This window comes from Microbacterium sp. MYb45, from assembly GCF_002979655.1.
Taxonomy (GTDB): domain Bacteria; phylum Actinomycetota; class Actinomycetes; order Actinomycetales; family Microbacteriaceae; genus Microbacterium.
Map to the genome: position 1 here is coordinate 62,108 of NZ_PCPG01000001.1, position 17,200 is coordinate 79,307.

A 17,200-nucleotide genomic window follows, 5' to 3' on the forward strand; every position below is an offset into this window, starting at 1 on the left:
GGCGGAGGTTTCACTCTAGCGGCCGGCCGAATGCGGATCGCGCACCCGGCCGGACGGTATCTCGGTCACCCGGTGTTCTGAAGGCCGGCGGCGACGCCGCTGACCGAGAGCAGGAGCAGACGCTGCTGTTCGGCATCGGCGCCCGAGCCGGTGGGCTCGTCGCTCGCCGAGCGCAGCGCCCGCAGGGCGCGCAGCTGCAGCAGCGAGAGCGCGTCGACGTAGGGGCTGCGCAGCTGCACGGCCCGCTGCAGAACCGGCTTGTTCTCCAGCAGGCGCTCGCCGCCGGTGAGCCGGATCACCCAGCGCCGCGTGATCGCGAGTTCGTCGAGGACGAGCTGTGCCAGATCATCGCGGTCGCCCAGTGCCAGGTACTGCTGCGCGATGCGCTCGTCCGTCTTGGCGAGGCTCATCGCGACGTTGTCGATCATGGTGCGAAGCAGCGGCCACTCGCGGTACGCCTCGACGAGCAGCTCCTCATCGCCGACGGCGTCCAGGGCGGTGCCGAGACCGAACCAGCCGGCGAGGTTGATGCGCGCCTGCGTCCACGCGAACACCCACGGGATGGCCCGCAGATCCTCGAGCGACTCGACGGACAGTCCGCGGCGCGCCGGGCGGGAGCCGAGCGCGAGCAGCCCGATCTCCTCCATCGGGGTGACCGTGGCGAACCAGGGCGCGAATCCATCGGCCTTCACGAGCGAGAAGAAGCGCTCGCGGGAGGCGGCGTCCATGACCGAGGCGACCTCCGCGTAGCGCTCGGCCGCGCGACTGGTGCGCTCCTCCTCGGTGGGGGACGACGCGAGCAGCGTGGCGGCGGCGACCTGGTCGATGTGCCGCATCGCGATGGCCGGCTCGCCATAGCGCGCGAAGATGACCTCACCCTGCTCGGTGAGCTTGAATCGACCGTCGACCGAGTGCGGCGGCTGCGCGAGGATCGCGGAGTTGGCGGGCCCGCCACCGCGCCCGAGGGCGCCACCGCGACCGTGGAAGAGCGTCAGCTCGATCTCGGACTCCTGCGCCCAGCGCGCGATCTTCTCCTGCGCCTCGTACAGGGCGAGGTTCGCGGCGACGGGGCCGACATCCTTCGACGAGTCCGAGTATCCGAGCATGACCTCGAGGCGGTTGCCGGTGGCGGCCATGCGCTCGCGGAACTCCGGGAACGTCACGGCCTCGGCCAGGATTCCGGGCGCTGCCTGAAGGTCGGCGAACGTCTCGAACAGCGGCACCACGTCGAGCACCGGAGCGTCGTCACCGAGCGCGTACCGGGCGAGACGGTGCACGTTGGCGAGATCCGAGGCGGCCTGGGTGAAGGAGACGACGTAGCGTCCGGCCGCGCGCAGGCCGCGGTCGCGCTGGATGTCCCCGATCGCGCGGAAGACCTCCAGCACCTCCTCGGTCTGGGCGCTGATCGCCTCTCCCGCATCGAGCTCGGCCAGAGCCTTCGCGTGCACCTGCGAGTGCTGACGCACCTCGAGCTCGGTGAGGTGGAAGCCGTAGGTCTCGACCTGCCAGATCAGGTGCTGCACGCCGCCGAAGGCATGACGCTTCGCGCCGGCCTCCGCGAGCGAGGACTGCACGGCCCGCAGGTCCGCGAGAAGTTCCTCAGGACGCGAGTAATCCTGGGTCGAGTCGCCGTGGCGAGTCGCGGCGACCCGTCGGGACAGGACGAGCAGCACGCGGCGGTGGGGCTCATCGGGGGAGCGGGCCGCGAGTTCGGCGGCGAGTTCCGGCTCTGCCGCGGCGAAACGGTCCCATAGGGCGACGACCTCGGCGTTCGGCGGGGTGTCGTCGGCGGACAGCGTGAGGGTCCGGCCGATGCGGTCGAGCGCGCGCTCGAGGCCGCGCAGGACGTGGTCGGCCGCGATCTGCGAGGCCTCACGCGTCACGGAGGCCGTGACGAACGGGTTGCCGTCGCGGTCGCCGCCGACCCAGGAGCCGATGCGCACGAACGCGGGCACCACCGGGGCGCTGGATCCGGAGTCCTCGCCACGCAGAGCGTCGTCGATGCGGCGGTACACGTGGGGCACGGTCGTGAAGAGCGTCTCGTCGAACACGCCCATCACGGTGCGGACCTCGTCCGTCGGGGAAGGCTTCTGCGACCGCAGCGGCGCGGTGCGCCAGAGGGTGTCGATCTCCTCCAGCATCCGGCGGCGGGCGCGGTGCTCCTCGGATCCGCCGGCGCTCGCCGCGTCGTGCTGGGTCAGCAGTTCGGACAGGCGGCGGATGCTCGAGGAGACGGCGCGGCGGCGGGCCTCGGTCGGGTGCGCGGTGAAGACCGGGTGGAAGCGGAGGCCGTCCAGGCGGCGGCGGGCTTCTTCGTCGCCGACCTCGCTGCGCAGTCGGGCATAGGCGGTCGCGACGGTGTCGGCGGCATCCTCCCGTCCCGGCTGTCCGGCGCGCTCACGCAGCACGCGAACGCGCTGGTGTTCCTCGGCCAGGTTCACGAGGTGGAAATAGCAGGTGAAGGCCCGGGCGACCTCGTCGGCCCTGGCGATCGTGAACGACTCGGCGATCGCCGCGGCACGCTCGAACGCGTCGGGCGTCTCCTCGTCGTACGCCTGGATCGTCGCGAGGCGCAGACGCTCGACGTCTTCGAAGAGGCCGTCGCCGCCGGCTTCGCGCAGCACCTGCCCGAGCAGCTGCCCGAGCATCCTGACATCGGTGCGCATCGCATCCGGCGTGCCGCGACCGGCTTCGAATCGGCCGATCACACGGATCGCCTCGGTGTTCGTGGGCTCGGAGAAAGAGTGTGCGGGGGTCACCCTTCGAGAGTATCCCGGGCGGTGGGGGTGTCCTGCACGCATGACGCCAGGCGCCGGAGCGACGCAGCGAGACCGCGGGCGCGGCGATATCCCGGCGACCTACGATGGAGGGGATGCGCATCTCAGCGAACCCCCTCCGCGGTCAGCAGTTCCCCGCCGTCCTCCTTCTCGTCGCCGCCGGCCTCGGCCTGCTGCTCGCGAACCTGCCCACGCACGACGGGTTGGCGGCGTTCCTCGACTTCCACATCGCGGTGCCGGGTACCGCGCTCGATCTGTCGATCTCGCACTGGGTGTCCGACGGCCTCCTTGCGATCTTCTTCCTCGTCGTCGCGATCGAGCTGCGTCACGAACTCACGCACGGCGAGCTCGATTCGCCGCGCAAGGCCGTGCAGCCGGCGATCGCCGCGGGCGGCGGAGTGCTCGTCCCGATCGCGGTGTATCTGCTGATCGCCGGCGGTGACAGCTCCACGTCGTCGGGCTGGCCGATCCCGACGGCGACCGACATCGCCTTCGCTCTCGGGGTGCTGGCGATGTTCGGCAAGGGGCTGCCCTCGCGCGTTCGGGTGTTCCTCCTCGCCCTGGCGATCCTCGACGACATCATCGGCATCATCTTCATCGCGGTGCTCTTCGCCGACGACGTGCAGTGGTTGCTACTGGGCCTCGCGGTCGTGGGTGTCGCCGTGTTCTGGGCGCTCAGCCGTGTCCTGCACGCGAAGGGGCACCCGCTCATCGCGGTCGCCATGGTGGTGGTGGGTGTCATCACCTGGGGTCTCGTCGCCTCCTCCGGCATCCATGCGACGATCGCCGGGGTGCTGCTCGGGCTCGTCATGTCGCCGGTACCGGCCGGTCGCACGCGGCACGCGCTGGAGCCGACCGTGAACGGCGTGATCCTCCCGGTCTTCGCCTTCGTCGCGGCGTTCGTCGTGATCCCCGCGGTGTCGATCACGCAGCTGTCACCCGCGTTCTGGGCGATCGTGGTGGCGCTGCCCGTCGGCAAGATCATCGGCATCTCGCTGTTCGGCTGGATCGCGATGCGCATCCGTCCGAAGGGCGCAGATCCTGCGCTGCCGTTCGCCGACATCCTCGCGGCCGGTGCGCTCGGCGGTATCGGCTTCACGGTCTCGCTCCTCCTGGCCAACCTCGCCTTCGCGAGCGACGGCGGCATCCGCGACCAGGCGATCCTCGGTGTGCTCGTGGGCTCGCTGATCGCGCTCGTCCTCTCCGGGTTCATCGTGTCGCTGCGGGCACGCTGGTACCGTCGGGTCGCATCCGCCTCGTCGTGAGCGCGGAGCCGGATCCGGACCGACCGAAGGAGGTCGCGTGAACTCGCAGCCCGCGTCTGAGTCCCGTGCTGACGGGGAAGACCCGCTCCGCACCGCCGCCGACACCATGCACGCGGTCCGCGACCGCTGCGTGTGGTCGCAGCAGATCACGCACCGCGACCTCGTGCCGTATCTGATCGAGGAGTCGCACGAGGTGATCGACGCGGTCGAGTCCGGCACCCGCGACGACCTCCGCGAAGAGCTCGGAGACCTGCTGTGGCAGGTGCTGTTCCACGCGGCGATCGCGGCGCAGGATCCGGAGGACCCGTTCGACATCGACGACGTGGCGCGCACCCTGACCGAGAAGATGGTGCGCCGGCATCCGCACGTCTTCGCGGGAGAGGTGGCCGAGACGCCCGAGCAGGTGCTGGTGCACTGGAACGCGGCGAAGGCCGCGGAGAAGCGGACCCGCCGCAGCGTGCTCGACGGCGTGCCGCGGGGGATGCCGGCGCTCGCGCTCGCCCAGAAGCTCGTCGGTCGCGCAGCCGGTGTCGGTGTGACGGTCGCGCCGGTTTCGACGGCAGTGTCCCCGGCATCCGAAGCCGACCTCGGTGAGGCACTGCTCGCGCTCGTGGCGACCGCGCGCGCCGAGGGCTGGGACGCGGAGCGTGCACTGCGCGAACGGCTCCGCGCGCTCGAAGACGACGTCCGGGCGGCCGAAGCCGGCTCCTGACGCACGGCCGGGGTGCCCGACCTGGGAAGATGGACGCGTGGCTACTGTGAACCCGCCGCGCGGCATGCGCGACATCCTCCCCGCCGACAAGGCCCGCCGTGAGCGCGTGCTCTCCGTCATCCGCGAGCGCTACCTCGCGCACGGATTCGACGAGATCGAGACTCCCGTGGTCGAGGACTACGAACGCCTGCATGCCGGGATCGGCGGAGACAATGAGAAGCTCTCGTACAACATCCTGCGGCGCGGGCTCGACGCCGACGCGATCCGTGCGGCGGCCGACGACCCTGCCGCGCTCTCGGACCTCGGCCTCCGCTACGACCTCACCGTGCCGCTCGCCCGTTTCTACGCGAGCAACCGCGGTCAGCTGCCCACCGTCTTCCGCTCGATCCAGATCGGACCGGTCTGGCGTGCGGAGCGCCCGCAGAAGGGACGCTACCGGCAGTTCGTGCAGTGCGACATCGACATCATGGGAGACGACTCGTCTCGTGCCGAGGCCGAGCTGATGGTCGCCTCGCTCGACGCGGTCGACGCCCTGGGTCTCGAGGGCGCGACCGTGCGGATCAACGACCGACGCGTTCTGGACTGGATGCTGGACTCCTTCGGGTTCACCGCCGAGGAGCGTCCCGGCGTGCTCATCACGATCGACAAGCTCGACAAGATCGGTCCGGAGGGAGTCGCCGCCGAGCTGCATGAGCGCAGTGCCTCGACCGCTGCCGCCGACGCCTTCGACGCCTTCCTGCGTCGGCCGCAGACGATGGAGTACAACCCGTTCGGGGAGCGTCAGATCCGCAAGGCGCTGCCCGACGGCGCCCCGGCCGAACTGATCGAGCACCTGGTCGGCATCGGCGAGGCCGTCGCCGCGGGGCGCGGCCAGAGCGACATCCCGCTCGTCTTCGACCCGTTCCTCGTGCGCGGCATGGGGTACTACACCGGCACGATCTTCGAACTCGCGCACCCGTCTGTCGCATACTCGCTCGGCGGCGGCGGGCGGTACGACGGCATGATCGGTCGCTTCCTCGGGCAGCAGGTGCCCGCGGTCGGGTTCTCGCTGGGCTTCGAGCGTCTGGTCGATCTGATCGCCGATGAGGTGGATGCTGCGGCCGAGGCGGTCGTGCTGATCCACGACGCCGACGTTCCCGTGCATGAGCTCGTCCGTCACAAGGCCGCGCTCGTCGCCGAGGGTGCCCGGGTTCGGCTCGAGCGACGCACGAAGAACGTCAAGGCACTGCTCGAGCGCTCGGCGGCCGACGGATACACGGCCTTCGCGACCGTGTCCGCGGGTGCCGACGACCTCGAGGTCAAGCCGCTCTCCTGACGCGAGCTTCGGAAGGCCCCCGCGTCGCGTTCACGCCGCGTTCACGCCGGCGCGGTGGAATCGGGGCGTGAGCCGCTTCCGCACCCTCGCCGTCGTGACGCTGGCCCTCGCGGCGGTGCTGAGCGGTGCGCGTTTCGCCCTCGTGCAGCAGGCCGCCATCGCGCGGAAGCGGATCGGGAAGCCGCTGGGGGAGGATTCCCTCGACGCCGACCGGGTGTGGCGTCGAGCGCTCGACGGCGAGCCCCTCGATCTGCTGGTGTTGGGCGACTCGATCGCCGCGGGTCTCGGGGCGGAGCGTCGCAAGGAGACGCTCGGCGGTCGGCTCGCGAAGAGCGTGGGCCGGCGGATTCATCGACCGGTGCGGCTGCGCACCGCTGCGGTCGTGGGGGCGGAGTCACCCGACCTTCCCGCGCAGCTCGACGCGCTCCCCGCCGACTACCGTCCGCACGTGGCGGTGATCATCGTGGGCGGCAACGATGTCACGCACCGGCTGCCTGTGGCGCTGTCCGCACAGCACATGCACGAGGCGATCGGGCGGCTGCGGCAGACCGGCACCGAGGTCGTCGTCGGCACCTGCCCCGACCTCGGCGCACTGCGTGCGGTTCCGCAGCCGCTCCGCCGGATCGCGTCGAGCCTGTCGCGCCGTCTCGCCGTGATCCAGGACGAGACGGCGCGACGGGCGGGCGCCGAGCCGGTCGACCTGCGCCGCGCGGTCGGCCCGATGTTCTTCGATGAGCCGGAGGAGATGTTCAGTCTCGACCGCTTCCACCCGAGCGCTCTGGGTTACCGGCGCACCGCCGAGGCACTGCTGCCTGCCGTGTGCCGTGCGGCGGAGGTGGCGCTCAGTTCGCGCCGTCGCTCGGGGCCGCACTGAACGACGCGGCCCACTCGGCCACCCGCCGGCTGCTCTCCTCGTCGGAGATGTCATCGACACGGGTCATCACCGACCAGCGCACGCCGAACGGGTCGCGGATGCTCGCGAAGCGGTCGCCCGAGACGAACGGTGCGGGTGCTTCGCGCACGGTGGCTCCTGCCGCGACGGCCTTCGCCACGACCGCATCGACGTCGGAGACGTACAGGCCCATCGAGTAGCAGTCGTCGTCGCCTTCAGGCCCGCGGACGAGGTGGTACTCCGGGTTCGGTTCGCCGAGCTGGAGGATGCCGAGCCCGAAGTCGAGGTCGGCGTGTGCGACCACGCCGCCGAACTCGGTCACGTCGATGACCCTGGCGCCGAACACGTCGCGGTAGAACTCGATGGCCTGCCTCGCGTCGGGGATCGCCAGGAACGGCGTGAGCGAGGTCGCGCTGTTCGGGCGGCCGTCGGTCGTGTATGTCCCGGTGGCGCCTGTCGTGGGGGCCTCTGTCGTGGGGATGTCGTTGCTCATGCCGCCACGTTAGGTCGCGGGGAAGGCCCGCGGCTTGAACATCCGCGACAACCTCCCGACGTCGGTGGGGGAGCCTACGCTGAGCGCATGGTGAACCCGACCCGTGGGGTGCTCTACCCCGCCCGCCTGCCCGAGTTCCACCGCCTCCCCGCACCGGCAGCGGCGACGGAGCTGGTCGCCTGGTTCTGGATTCCGGAGTGGGACATCGAGCGCGGGCGTTCGTCGCGCCAGGAGATCGTCGCCTATCCGGCGCTCAACCTCGTCGTCGATGCGGATGCCGTGACGCTGTCGGGCGCCACGACCCGGATGACCCACCGTGATCTCCGGGGGAGAGGCTGGGCCGTGGGTGCTCTGCTGCGCCCCGCTGCTGTCGCCGCCCTGATCGACGACCCCCGCGTGCTGGTCGACGGTGAGCGAGTCCTGGGCGAGTCGACGGCGGAGGTCGCCGAGCTGCGCGGTGCCCTGGTGGCGGCGATGGGTTCCGGAGACGGGCATCGCGATCGGGCGGTCGCGGCCTTCGCCCGGTGGCTCGGGGAACGGGTCGGCCCGGTCGGGGATCCCGCCCGCCAGGCCAACGCGCTCATGGAGGTCCTGATGGGGGAGGGAGCCGCGCTCACTCCGGAAGAGGCGGCCGCCCGCCTCGCGGTATCGGTTCGCACTCTCCAGCGGATGACCCATCGCCACGTCGGGCTCTCGCCGGCAGCGATGATCCGGCGACGGCGCCTGCAGGAGGCAGCTGTGCGCGTGCGGGAGCACCCGGACATCGAGCTCGCGTCGATCGCCGCCGAGCTCGGATACGCGGATCACGCCCATCTCACGCGCGACTTCCAGGCCGTCCTCGGGATCGCACCTCGCACGTACCGTTCGGAATCGAGCCGCTGACCTCAGACGCGCGCGAGTCGGAGTCGCAGCATCCGGTATCCCACGCCGAGCAGGACCACTCCTGCTCCGATGGCGGAGGCCAGGGCGGGGAGGGTCACCACCAGCACGAGGCAGCCGAGCGCGCCGATGACCTGCAGTGCGCGGGGGTAGCGGCGTGCCGGTCCCGTCTGCCGGAAGGCCGCCGCATTGGCGATGAAGTAGTACAGCAGCACACCGAAGGATGAGAAGCCGATCGCCCCGCGAAGATCGGCGAACATCACGATGGCGATCACGATGACGGCGATCATGATCTCGGCGCGCTGCGGCACGTGGTGGCGCTCGTCGATCTTCGCGAGGAATCTCGGGACGTCGCTTTCCCGTGCCATGGCGAGGGTCGTCCGGCCGATCCCGGTCAGCAGTGCCAGCAGCGCGCCGAGTGAGGCGGCCGCTGCAGCCACACGGATGACCGGGGCCCACGCGGAAGCGCCCGCCGCGTCGAGCAGGTCGACCAGAGGCGCCATCGATCTGATCGCATCCCCGCCGAGGACCAGGACGACCGCGACGCAGACGAGCGTGTAGACGACGACGGCTCCACCCAGTGCGAGGACGATCGCGCGCGGAATCGTCTTCGACGGGTCGACCACCTCCTCGCCCATGGTCGCGATGCGCGCGTAGCCGGCGAACGCGAAGAACAGCAGCCCGGCACCCTGCAGCACGCCGTAGGCGGTGGCGTCGGGCAGCGGACCGGGGGCGGCGGTCGGTGCGGCGCCGAGCCCGAATCCGACAGCGACGGCGATCCCGAGGAGCGAGCACACGACCAGGATGCGGGTGAGCAGCGCGGTCCTGGTCACGCCGAAGCAGTTCACGACAGCGAGCGCCGCCACCGCCGCCGCGGCAACCGGCACCTGCCATCCGGCGGGGGCGGCATAGGCGGCGAAGGTCATCGCCATGGCGGCGCAGCTCGCGATCTTGCCGATCACGAAGCTCCAGCCGGCGACGAATCCCCACCAGGGCCCGATCTCGGCGCGGGCGTACGCATACGTGCCGCCCGCGACGGGATGCGCGGCCGCGAGCTGCGCCGATGCGGTGGCGTTGCCGTATGCGACGACGGCGGCGATCGCGAGGGCGATGAGGATGCCGCTTCCGGCGGCCCCGATCGCCGGAGCCCACACGGCGAACACGCCGGCGCCGATCATGGAGCCGAGACCGATGGCGACGGCGTCTCCGAGCGTCAGACGGCGAGCGAGGGGCATCCGTCCATGGTGACAGCCCGCGGTGAACGGCGGGTGACGCGGTTCACCCTCGGGACGCCGTGACCCGCTTCTTCTCCCGGATGTACACCTCGCGGCGCACCTTCGCGACGACATCGCCCTCGCGGTCCGTGATGACCGTCTCGAACCACTCCAGGACCTTCGCCCCGCCGCGGGCGCGTTCGCGGATCTCCTCGGCCTTCTCCTTCGACACCTCGAACTCGGCCGTCAGCACGCCGCGGCCGGGCTTGAGGAACTCGATCTCGCCGCGGGTGTCCCACACCACGTGGTCGCGCCCGAGCTGATGCATGACGAGCATGAAGAAGTACGGGTCGGTCATCGCGGACATCGACCCGCCGAACGCGGTCTTGACGTAGTTGCGGGTGAAGACGTTCACGTGCAGCTCGACGGTGGCGTGGGTCCAGTCCTCGCTGAAGCGACGGATGCGGATGCCGCTGAAGAGGTTCGGGATCCACAGGCTCATGCCGAGGGCGAGGCGGCGGGGAGTGATGCGCATCCCGCCAGTGTGGGGGACGTGGGCGCGGGCGACGAAGACGTCTGGAGGGTAGCCACAGTTATTCTAGTTCGAGTAGAATAACGCGAACAAGACGGAGGTCGGATGCTGATCAGGGTCGACATGGCGAGCGGGGTGCCGCTCTACGAGCAGGTCGCGGCCTCCGTGCGTGCTGACATCATCGGCGGCAGACTGGCGCCGGGAGACCGCCTTCCCTCGGCGCGCGAAGTCGCCGAGACCCTCGAGATCAACCTGCACACCGTCCTGCACGCTTACCAGCAGCTGCGCGCGGAGGGCCTGATCGACCTGCGACGTGGTCGTGGTGCAGTGGTCTCGGCTTCCGTCGGTCCGCTCGTCGACCTGACGAAGGATCTGCATGATCTGGTGTCGCGCGCCGCCGCGCTCGGCGTCGCGCCGGCCACACTCGCCGCTCTCGTGAAGGAGATCACCGTATGACCCCCGCCGTCCGCCGTGCCCGCACCGCCTTCCTCTGGGTGGGGGTGATCATTCCGCTCACGATCCTGGCGGTGTCGGCGGTCATCGTCGCGTTCTGGCTCCCCGAGATCCCGGAGCCTGCGGCGATCCACTGGTCGGAGGACGGCGTGAACGGCTTCGGGCCCGGCTGGACCTACCTCGCCATCCTCGGCGGCATCGCGGTGATGGTCATCGGGTTCGCGCTCCTCGCGTGGTTCGCGCACCGACTCCCGCAGAACGGGCAGCCGGTTCCCTCCGCAGAAGCCGAGCGCCCGCAGTGGTCGATCACGGCGAGGTTCCTCGGCGCGATGAACCTCGGTCTCGCGGCCATCATCTCCTTCATCACCCTGGTCGGTGTCGACGCGCAACGCGGTCTCGCGGATGCCGCCGACACACCCGACATCGGCTTCGAGGTGCTGATCGGGTTCCTGCTCATGGCCGCCGGCGTGGCGATCGGGTGGTTCCTGCAGCCGTCCACGCCCCTGCCGGACACGAGCGGGTCCGAGAGCCCGGCGGAGCCCCTCCCGACCTCCGCCACGGAACGCCTCGTGTGGATCGGCACCGCAGCGATCGCCGGTGTCGCGTTGGCCGTGCTCGGCGGCGCGGTGCTGCTCGCCTGTGCGCTCGCCGCCGTCATGATCGCGACGGGAGCGGGCGGAGTGATGACCGCGGTCATCATGCTCGCCTCGTGCGGGATCCTGATCGCCGCGCTCGTCACCACCTTCGCGTTCCGCGTGCGCATCGGGCCCGCCGGACTGCTCGTGCGGTCGCTGGCGGGCTGGCCGAGGATCGAGATCCCGTCCGCCGATATCGCGTCGGTACGCGCGATCGACGTCGATCCCTTCGCCGAGTTCGGGGGATGGGGGCTGCGCTACGGCCTCGACGGACGGTACGGCGTGGTCCTGCGGCGAGGTGAAGCGCTCGAAGTGACGCGGGTCGGTGGACGGCGGTTCGTCGTCACGGTCGACGACGCACAGACAGCGGCGGCGGCGCTCGCCGCCGTCACGAGGAAGGAAGCGTGAACAGCATGGACTCACCCACCCCCACGTCTCGAAGAGTCGAGTGGCCCGCCATCATCGTCTTCGTGGTCGTCGCCTGCGCGCTGGCCTGGCTGGTGGCACTGCCACTGTGGCTCGGAGCCGGTCTCGCCGAGCCGATGTCCGTCTTCCTCCTCCCGGTCATGATGTTCACTCCGGCCATCGCGGTACTGGTCGTCACCTTCGCGATGCGCGTGCCCGCGCGGGGACAGCGTGCGCGCTTCCTGGGCCTCTGGCCGCTACGGCCCGCCAAGCGCGTGGTCTGGCTCATGGTCGCCGCATGGCTCGTCCCGCCGGTCCTGGTGGCGCTTACGATCCTCGTGTCCGCAGCGCTCGGGTTCGTGCAGCTCGATCTGACGTTCGCCGGCTTCGCGGCTGAGCTCGCGAAGTCGCTGCCCGATGGTGTTCCGGTGCCGCCGGTCGAGATCGTGGTGTTCGCGCAGATCGCGATGGTTCCGCTCGGGGCGCTGCTCAACAGCTTCTTCGCCTTCGGGGAGGAGCTCGGATGGCGAGGCTGGCTGGTGCCGGCCCTGCGACCGCTCGGCACCTGGCCCGCCCTGATCCTCAGCGGCGCGATCTGGGGCCTGTGGCACAGCCCGATCATCCTGCTCGGCTACAACTTCGGGCGCACCGACATCACGGGAGTCCTGTTCATGGTCGGCGGCTGCGTCGCGTGGGGCATCCTGCTCGGCTGGCTGCGCCTGCGCTCGGCATCCCTCTGGCCGGCGGTGATCGCGCACGGATCACTGAACGCCGCCGCCGGGCTCATCGTCCTGTTCGCGGCCTCGCAGCCCGACATGGCGCTCGCCGGACCGCTCGGCGTGGCGGCATGGATCGTCATCGCGGTGGTCGTCCTGGTGCTCGTGCTGACCGGCCAGTTCCGGAAGCAGCCGGAGCTCGCCGACGCGCCCGGTCGTCTGCTCTCGCCGCCGCGGGGTTGACGGAGGCCACAGCCGGCGGTTGGCTGAGGTCATGGACTCCACCCCCGCCGCCTGGTCGCAGGCCGATTCGTACCTCGCCGACACGCTCGTCGGGCCCGACGCCGAACTGGAATCGGCTCTCGTCGCGCAGCGAGAGGCGGGGCTGCCCGAGATCGAGGTCGCTCCCGTCGCCGGCAAGCTGCTGAACCTGCTCGTCCGCATCAGCGGTGCGCGAAGGGTGCTCGAGATCGGCACCCTCGGCGGCTATTCGACGATCTGGCTCGCCCGCGCCGTCGGTTCCGAAGGCCGCGTCGTGACGATCGAGGCGGAGGCTGAGAACGCCGCCGTCGCACGGGCCAGCATCGACGCCGCCGGTGTCGGTGACCGGGTCGACATCCGCATCGGCAGGGGCGCCGAGGTGCTGCCGACTCTGGTCGGCGGGTTCGATCTGGTGTTCATCGACGCCGACAAGGAGTCCAACACCGTCTATCTCGACTGGGCCGCGCGACTCGGTCACTCGGGCACGGTCGTCGTGCTGGACAACATCGGGCGCGAAGGCGAGATCGTCCGCGACGACAGCACCGACTCGAAGGTGATCGGCACCCGTGACGGTCTGCGGATGCTGGGGGAGGACCCGCGCTTCGACGCCACGGCGCTGCAGACGGTCGGGGCGAAGGGCTGGGACGGCTTCGCGATCGCCGTCGTGGTCTGAGCCCGCTCCGTGCGCGGCGGTCGGACGAGTCCCTGATCGGGTCGCACGGCCGGGCTAGACTGGGCGCGGATCGACGACGCTCCACACCACGTTTTCCCCCTGAGCAAGGAGCACATCAGTGGCACTGATCGAGGCTGTAGGCGCACGCGAGATTCTCGACTCGCGCGGAAACCCGACCGTCGAGGTGGAGGTCCTCCTCGACGACGGCATCGTGCAGCGGGCGGCCGTCCCGTCCGGTGCATCCACCGGTGCGTTCGAGGCGTACGAGCTCCGCGACGGCGACAAGAGCCGCTACGGCGGCAAGGGCGTCCTCAAGGCCGTCGAGGCCATCATCGACGAGCTGGGACCTGCGATCGAAGGTGTCGAGGCGAGCGAGCAGCGCATCGTCGACGAGATCCTCATCGAGGTCGACGGCACCGAGAACAAGAAGCGCGTCGGCGCCAACGCCATCCTCGGCGTGAGCCTCGCCGTCGCCAAGGCGGCCGCAGACTCCGCTGACCTCCCGCTGTTCCGCTACCTGGGTGGCCCGAACGCGCACGTGCTGCCCGTTCCGCTCTTCAACGTCATCAACGGCGGCGAGCACGCCGACAACGGCATCGACATGCAGGAGTTCTTCCTCGCGCCGGTCGGCGCGGAGACCTACTCCGAGGCGCTCCGCTGGGGCGTCGAGACCTACCACGTGCTGCGCGCAGAGCTGAAGGCCGCGGGCTACGCGACCGGTCTCGGCGACGAGGGCGGCTTCGCCCCCGACCTGCCCAGCAACCGCGAGGGTCTGGACTTCCTGGTGAAGGCGATCGAGAAGGCCGGCTTCACCCCCGGCACCGACATCGCCCTCGGCCTCGACGTCGCGGCGACCGAGTTCTTCAAGGACGGCGTCTACCGCCTCGACAACAAGGACTGGGACGCGGCCGCGCTCACCGAGTACTACGTGGGCCTCGTCAACGACTTCCCGATCGTCACGATCGAGGACGCTCTCGCCGAGGACGACTGGGACAACTGGAAGCACCTCACCGACGCTCTGGGCTCCAAGGTCCAGCTGGTCGGCGACGACCTGTTCGTCACCAACCCGCAGCGTCTCGCCGACGGCATCAAGCGCGGCGTCGCCAACTCGCTGCTCGTCAAGGTCAACCAGATCGGCACGCTCACCGAGACGTTCGATGCGGTCAGCCTGGCGCAGCGCTCCGGCTACACGGCGATGCTGTCGCACCGCTCGGGCGAGACCGAGGACACCACCATCGCCGACCTCGTCGTCGCGACGAACTCCGGTCAGATCAAGGCGGGTGCGCCCGCTCGCAGCGAGCGCGTCGCGAAGTACAACCAGCTGCTGCGCATCGAGGAGGAGCTCGGCGATGCCGCGGTCTTCGCCGGTCGTTCCGCGTTCCCGCGTTCGCAGGCCTGAGAACAGCTGACACACGAAGAAGCCGCGCGAGCGGCGGCCGAGAAAGCCGTCGCCCGCGGCGCAGGAAGCCGCTGAAGCGGTACGACGAAGGAGGGGCCGTGGCACGACGACCGGCTCCTCCTTCGTCGTCTCCGAATCCGAAGGCGACCGGAAAGGGGCGCGGCGGGTCGAAGGCGTCCGCTGCTGCCGCCCCCGCGCCCAGGGCCGCGGGGAGGAACCGCGGCGACGCGGCACGTGTCGATGTGCGCGAGTGGGCCTCCGGCATCCGCCTCTCGGCGTTCTCGGTCATCATGCTCTCGCTCGTGGTGCTGGGGGCCTGGGTCCTCGTGCCCACGCTCGGCACGTTCATCGATCAGCGTCAGAAGATCGCGGCACTCGAGGCATCGGTGCAGGTGAGCGAAGACGAGATCACGGCGCTGATCGCCGAGCGCGAGCGATGGAACGACCCCGCCTACATCACCACTCAGGCGCGCGAGCGCCTGTACTACGTCAAGCCGGGCGAGGTCGTCTATCTGATCGACAACGACCTCGATCCGTCCGTGCTTCCGCGTGAGCAGGCGCCCGTGAGCGACACGCTCGAGGAGAAGCCGTCGGACTGGATGCCGCAGCTGCTGCGCACCCTGGTCGCGACGGGACTCAGCGACACGGCGACGACCGCTCCCTGAGTGTCCGCTCCGAGCATCCTCTCGGCCGGCTCCCCTACGCTGGTGGGGTGACCACGCCGCCGTTCCCCGCTCCCACGCCCGCCGAGCTCGCCGTCGTCTCGGCCCAGCTCGGTCGTCCTGCCCGGGGTGTGGTGGGCATCGCCGCTCGCTGCGCCTGCGGCAACCCCACGGTGGTCGCGACGACGCCGCGCCTCCCGGACGGCACACCGTTCCCCACGTTCTACTACCTGACGCACCCGGCTGCCACGGCCGCGATGTCGACCCTCGAGGCCAACCAGGTGATGCCGGAGCTCGCAGCGCTCCTGGCCGACGATGAAGATGTCGCCGCCGCCTACCTCGCCGCGCATGAGGCCTACCTCGCCGACCGCGCGCAGTTCGGGGAGGTGTCCGAAATCGACGGCATCTCGGCGGGAGGGATGCCGACGCGTGTGAAGTGCCTGCATGCACTCGCGGGGCATGCGCTCGCTGCCGGTACGGGAGTGAACCCCATCGGTGATGCCGCGCTGGCGCGGTCGTCCTGGTCGCCCGAGGTGTGCCGGTGCGAAGACCCCGGTGCCGCCCAGCGCGAAGCGGCGGCGTCACCGGCATGACAGCCCGTCGGACGCTGCGCAGCGCCGCCGCCATGATGGTGGTCGCGGCGTCTGTGCTGCTCCTCGGGGCCACGGCGACGCCGCCGCCGATCCCGGACGACCCCTCCGACCCGACCCGCGCATCGGAGTATTGGCTCGACGGCGCCCGCATCCGTGAGGCGTGGCAGACGACCCGCGGCAAGGGTGTGACGATCGCCGTCATCGACACCGGCATCGGCAAGGTGCCCGAGGTGTTCGGCGATGCCGTGGTCGGCGGCACGGACGTCTCCGGTGCGGGCACGCCGGATGGACGGACGCCGCTCGGCGCGATCGACGGAAATCATGGCTCCTGGGTGGCTTCGCTCGCCGCCGGACGCGGCGCCGCCGACGGGACCGGCATGATCGGAGTCGCGCCGGAGGCCAACCTCCTCTCCATCTCGGTCGGCTTCGGCGCGGCCGCCGCCGTGCCGTTCACGGAGCAGGTGGCGAAGGGCATGCGCTGGGCGGTCGACAACGGCGCCGACATCATCAACCTCTCGTTCACGACGAACACGCTCGACTGGGACGAGAGCTGGGACGACGCGTTCCTCTATGCGTTCGAGCACGACGTCGTGGTCGTCGTCGCCGCGGGCAACCGGGGGAGTGGCACGAACATCATCGGCGCACCGGCGACCATCCCCGGCGTGCTCACGGTGGGCGGCGTGGACCAGACCGGCACGGCGAGCGTCGAGGCTTCCACCCAGGGCATCACGATCGGGATATCCGCTCCGAGCGAGGGCCTGATCGGAGTCTCCGCCGACGGCAAGGTCGAGCGGTGGCGAGGGACGAGCGGCGCGGCGCCCATCGTCGCGGGGGTCGCCGCGCTGATCCGCTCTGCGCATCCCGACATCAAGGCGATCGACGTCATCAACCGCATCATCAAGACGGCGATACCGGTCCCCGACGCCGTCAAGCCGCAGGATCCGCTCTACGGCTACGGGCTGGTGGATGCCGCCGCGGCGATCTCCGCCAACATCCCCCCGGTGAGCGCGAACCCCATGGGCGACCTGGCGGAATGGGTGCGCTACTTCCGTCGCGCGGAGTCGGAACCGCAGCCCGTGCCGTCGATGACGCCGGTGGCCGTGCCCCCTCTTCCCGCGGCCGATGCGCCGAGCGAGGCGGCTTCACCGTTGCTTCCCAGCGCCGATTCGCTGCGCTACGGTACCCTGCCGCTCATCGCGCTCACCGTGCCTGGTATCCTGGTAGCGCTTGGCGTCACCGCAGCTGCCCGGCGCATCCGATCGGCGCGCGTTTCCGTACGCCAAATCCCCGACTCCGAGGAGTAGTTCTTCTGTGCCTCAGAACA

Annotated in this window: 17 protein-coding genes; 13 read left to right on the forward strand and 4 right to left on the reverse strand. The window is 70.5% G+C overall.

The genetic code is table 11. From position 1 onward, the window contains the following. Positions 1 to 65: 65 nt before the first annotated feature. Positions 66 to 2,759, reverse strand: a complete 2,694-nt coding sequence (locus CQ034_RS00285; RefSeq protein WP_105709530.1) for a phosphoenolpyruvate carboxylase — start codon at positions 2,757 to 2,759, stop codon at positions 66 to 68. Between the two features lie 113 nt (positions 2,760 to 2,872). Here CQ034_RS00285 and nhaA point away from each other — a divergent pair, with 113 nt between their 5' ends. From nhaA to CQ034_RS00305, 4 genes are all read left to right on the forward strand, one after another. Further along, positions 2,873 to 4,042 carry a Na+/H+ antiporter NhaA gene (gene nhaA / locus CQ034_RS00290; RefSeq protein WP_029262997.1) on the forward strand — a complete coding sequence of 390 codons (1,170 nt, stop codon included), beginning with the start codon at positions 2,873 to 2,875 and terminating at the stop codon, positions 4,040 to 4,042. Positions 4,043 to 4,148: 106 nt separating this feature from the next. Continuing rightward, complete coding sequence (locus tag CQ034_RS00295; protein WP_258134095.1) at positions 4,149 to 4,754, forward strand: MazG family protein; 606 nt, start codon at positions 4,149 to 4,151, stop codon at positions 4,752 to 4,754. A gap of 64 nt (positions 4,755 to 4,818) precedes the next feature. Further along, the gene (gene hisS, locus CQ034_RS00300; protein ID WP_219860762.1) at positions 4,819 to 6,069 is read left to right on the forward strand and encodes a histidine--tRNA ligase; all 1,251 of its coding nucleotides are present in this window, start codon (positions 4,819 to 4,821) and stop codon (positions 6,067 to 6,069) included. A gap of 67 nt (positions 6,070 to 6,136) precedes the next feature. After that, positions 6,137 to 6,943 (forward strand): SGNH/GDSL hydrolase family protein, encoded by an 807-nt coding sequence (locus CQ034_RS00305; protein WP_181156176.1) that lies wholly within the window; start codon positions 6,137 to 6,139, stop codon positions 6,941 to 6,943. Here CQ034_RS00305 and CQ034_RS00310 read toward each other — a convergent pair. After that, positions 6,912 to 7,454: a glyoxalase/bleomycin resistance/extradiol dioxygenase family protein gene (locus CQ034_RS00310; protein ID WP_105709533.1), complete on the reverse strand. Its 543-nt coding sequence runs from the start codon at positions 7,452 to 7,454 to the stop codon at positions 6,912 to 6,914. The genes CQ034_RS00305 and CQ034_RS00310 overlap by 32 nt on opposite strands. Positions 7,455 to 7,541: 87 nt before the next feature. Between CQ034_RS00310 and CQ034_RS00315 the strand changes: the two genes are divergently transcribed. After that, positions 7,542 to 8,336, forward strand: coding sequence for a helix-turn-helix domain-containing protein (locus CQ034_RS00315; protein ID WP_105709534.1), 795 nt, complete (start codon positions 7,542 to 7,544; stop codon positions 8,334 to 8,336). 2 nt (positions 8,337 to 8,338) lie between these two features. Here the strand turns inward: CQ034_RS00315 and CQ034_RS00320 are convergent, their stop codons facing one another. Both CQ034_RS00320 and CQ034_RS00325 read right to left on the reverse strand, forming a co-directional pair. Continuing rightward, entirely contained in the window at positions 8,339 to 9,568 is a 1,230-nt protein-coding gene (locus tag CQ034_RS00320) for an APC family permease (protein WP_105709535.1), read from the reverse strand. A 43-nt stretch (positions 9,569 to 9,611) separates the two neighbouring features. Next, the gene (locus CQ034_RS00325) at positions 9,612 to 10,082 is read right to left on the reverse strand and encodes a PaaI family thioesterase (RefSeq protein ID WP_105709536.1); all 471 of its coding nucleotides are present in this window, start codon (positions 10,080 to 10,082) and stop codon (positions 9,612 to 9,614) included. Between the two features lie 102 nt (positions 10,083 to 10,184). Between CQ034_RS00325 and CQ034_RS00330 the strand changes: the two genes are divergently transcribed. The 8 genes from CQ034_RS00330 (at position 10,185) to CQ034_RS00365 (ending at position 17,180) form a co-directional block, all read left to right on the forward strand. Next, on the forward strand, positions 10,185 to 10,535 hold the full coding sequence (locus tag CQ034_RS00330) for a GntR family transcriptional regulator (protein WP_105709537.1): 351 nt from the start codon (positions 10,185 to 10,187) through the stop codon (positions 10,533 to 10,535). After that, the gene (locus CQ034_RS00335; RefSeq protein WP_105709538.1) at positions 10,532 to 11,575 is read left to right on the forward strand and encodes a hypothetical protein; all 1,044 of its coding nucleotides are present in this window, start codon (positions 10,532 to 10,534) and stop codon (positions 11,573 to 11,575) included. Before CQ034_RS00330 ends, CQ034_RS00335 begins: the two co-directional genes overlap by 4 nt. A gap of 5 nt (positions 11,576 to 11,580) precedes the next feature. Next, on the forward strand, positions 11,581 to 12,531 hold the full coding sequence (locus CQ034_RS00340; RefSeq protein ID WP_105710307.1) for a CPBP family intramembrane glutamic endopeptidase: 951 nt from the start codon (positions 11,581 to 11,583) through the stop codon (positions 12,529 to 12,531). A gap of 31 nt (positions 12,532 to 12,562) precedes the next feature. Beyond that, positions 12,563 to 13,222, forward strand: a complete 660-nt coding sequence (locus CQ034_RS00345) for an O-methyltransferase (protein WP_105709539.1) — start codon at positions 12,563 to 12,565, stop codon at positions 13,220 to 13,222. Between the two features lie 118 nt (positions 13,223 to 13,340). After that, positions 13,341 to 14,621 (forward strand): phosphopyruvate hydratase, encoded by a 1,281-nt coding sequence (eno, locus tag CQ034_RS00350; RefSeq protein WP_029262985.1) that lies wholly within the window; start codon positions 13,341 to 13,343, stop codon positions 14,619 to 14,621. A gap of 98 nt (positions 14,622 to 14,719) precedes the next feature. Beyond that, the gene (locus tag CQ034_RS00355) at positions 14,720 to 15,286 is read left to right on the forward strand and encodes a septum formation initiator family protein (RefSeq protein ID WP_105709540.1); all 567 of its coding nucleotides are present in this window, start codon (positions 14,720 to 14,722) and stop codon (positions 15,284 to 15,286) included. Positions 15,287 to 15,333: 47 nt separating this feature from the next. Beyond that, on the forward strand, positions 15,334 to 15,876 hold the full coding sequence (locus tag CQ034_RS00360; RefSeq protein WP_105709541.1) for a DUF501 domain-containing protein: 543 nt from the start codon (positions 15,334 to 15,336) through the stop codon (positions 15,874 to 15,876). Further along, on the forward strand, positions 15,873 to 17,180 hold the full coding sequence (locus CQ034_RS00365) for a S8 family serine peptidase (RefSeq protein ID WP_105709542.1): 1,308 nt from the start codon (positions 15,873 to 15,875) through the stop codon (positions 17,178 to 17,180). Before CQ034_RS00360 ends, CQ034_RS00365 begins: the two co-directional genes overlap by 4 nt. Positions 17,181 to 17,200: the final 20 nt, after the last annotated feature.

Coding starts and splice junctions, on each gene's coding strand:
- nhaA (WP_029262997.1), top strand. CDS start 2,873: ATGCGCATCTCAGCGAACCCCCTCCGCGGTCAGCAGTTCCCCGCCGTC.
- CQ034_RS00295 (WP_258134095.1), top strand. CDS start 4,149: ATGCACGCGGTCCGCGACCGCTGCGTGTGGTCGCAGCAGATCACGCAC.
- hisS (WP_219860762.1), top strand. CDS start 4,819: ATGCGCGACATCCTCCCCGCCGACAAGGCCCGCCGTGAGCGCGTGCTC.
- CQ034_RS00310 (WP_105709533.1), bottom strand. CDS start 7,454: ATGAGCAACGACATCCCCACGACAGAGGCCCCCACGACAGGCGCCACC.
- CQ034_RS00315 (WP_105709534.1), top strand. CDS start 7,542: ATGGTGAACCCGACCCGTGGGGTGCTCTACCCCGCCCGCCTGCCCGAG.
- CQ034_RS00320 (WP_105709535.1), bottom strand. CDS start 9,568: ATGCCCCTCGCTCGCCGTCTGACGCTCGGAGACGCCGTCGCCATCGGT.
- CQ034_RS00325 (WP_105709536.1), bottom strand. CDS start 10,082: ATGCGCATCACTCCCCGCCGCCTCGCCCTCGGCATGAGCCTGTGGATC.
- CQ034_RS00330 (WP_105709537.1), top strand. CDS start 10,185: ATGCTGATCAGGGTCGACATGGCGAGCGGGGTGCCGCTCTACGAGCAG.
- CQ034_RS00335 (WP_105709538.1), top strand. CDS start 10,532: ATGACCCCCGCCGTCCGCCGTGCCCGCACCGCCTTCCTCTGGGTGGGG.
- CQ034_RS00340 (WP_105710307.1), top strand. CDS start 11,581: ATGGACTCACCCACCCCCACGTCTCGAAGAGTCGAGTGGCCCGCCATC.
- CQ034_RS00345 (WP_105709539.1), top strand. CDS start 12,563: ATGGACTCCACCCCCGCCGCCTGGTCGCAGGCCGATTCGTACCTCGCC.
- CQ034_RS00365 (WP_105709542.1), top strand. CDS start 15,873: ATGACAGCCCGTCGGACGCTGCGCAGCGCCGCCGCCATGATGGTGGTC.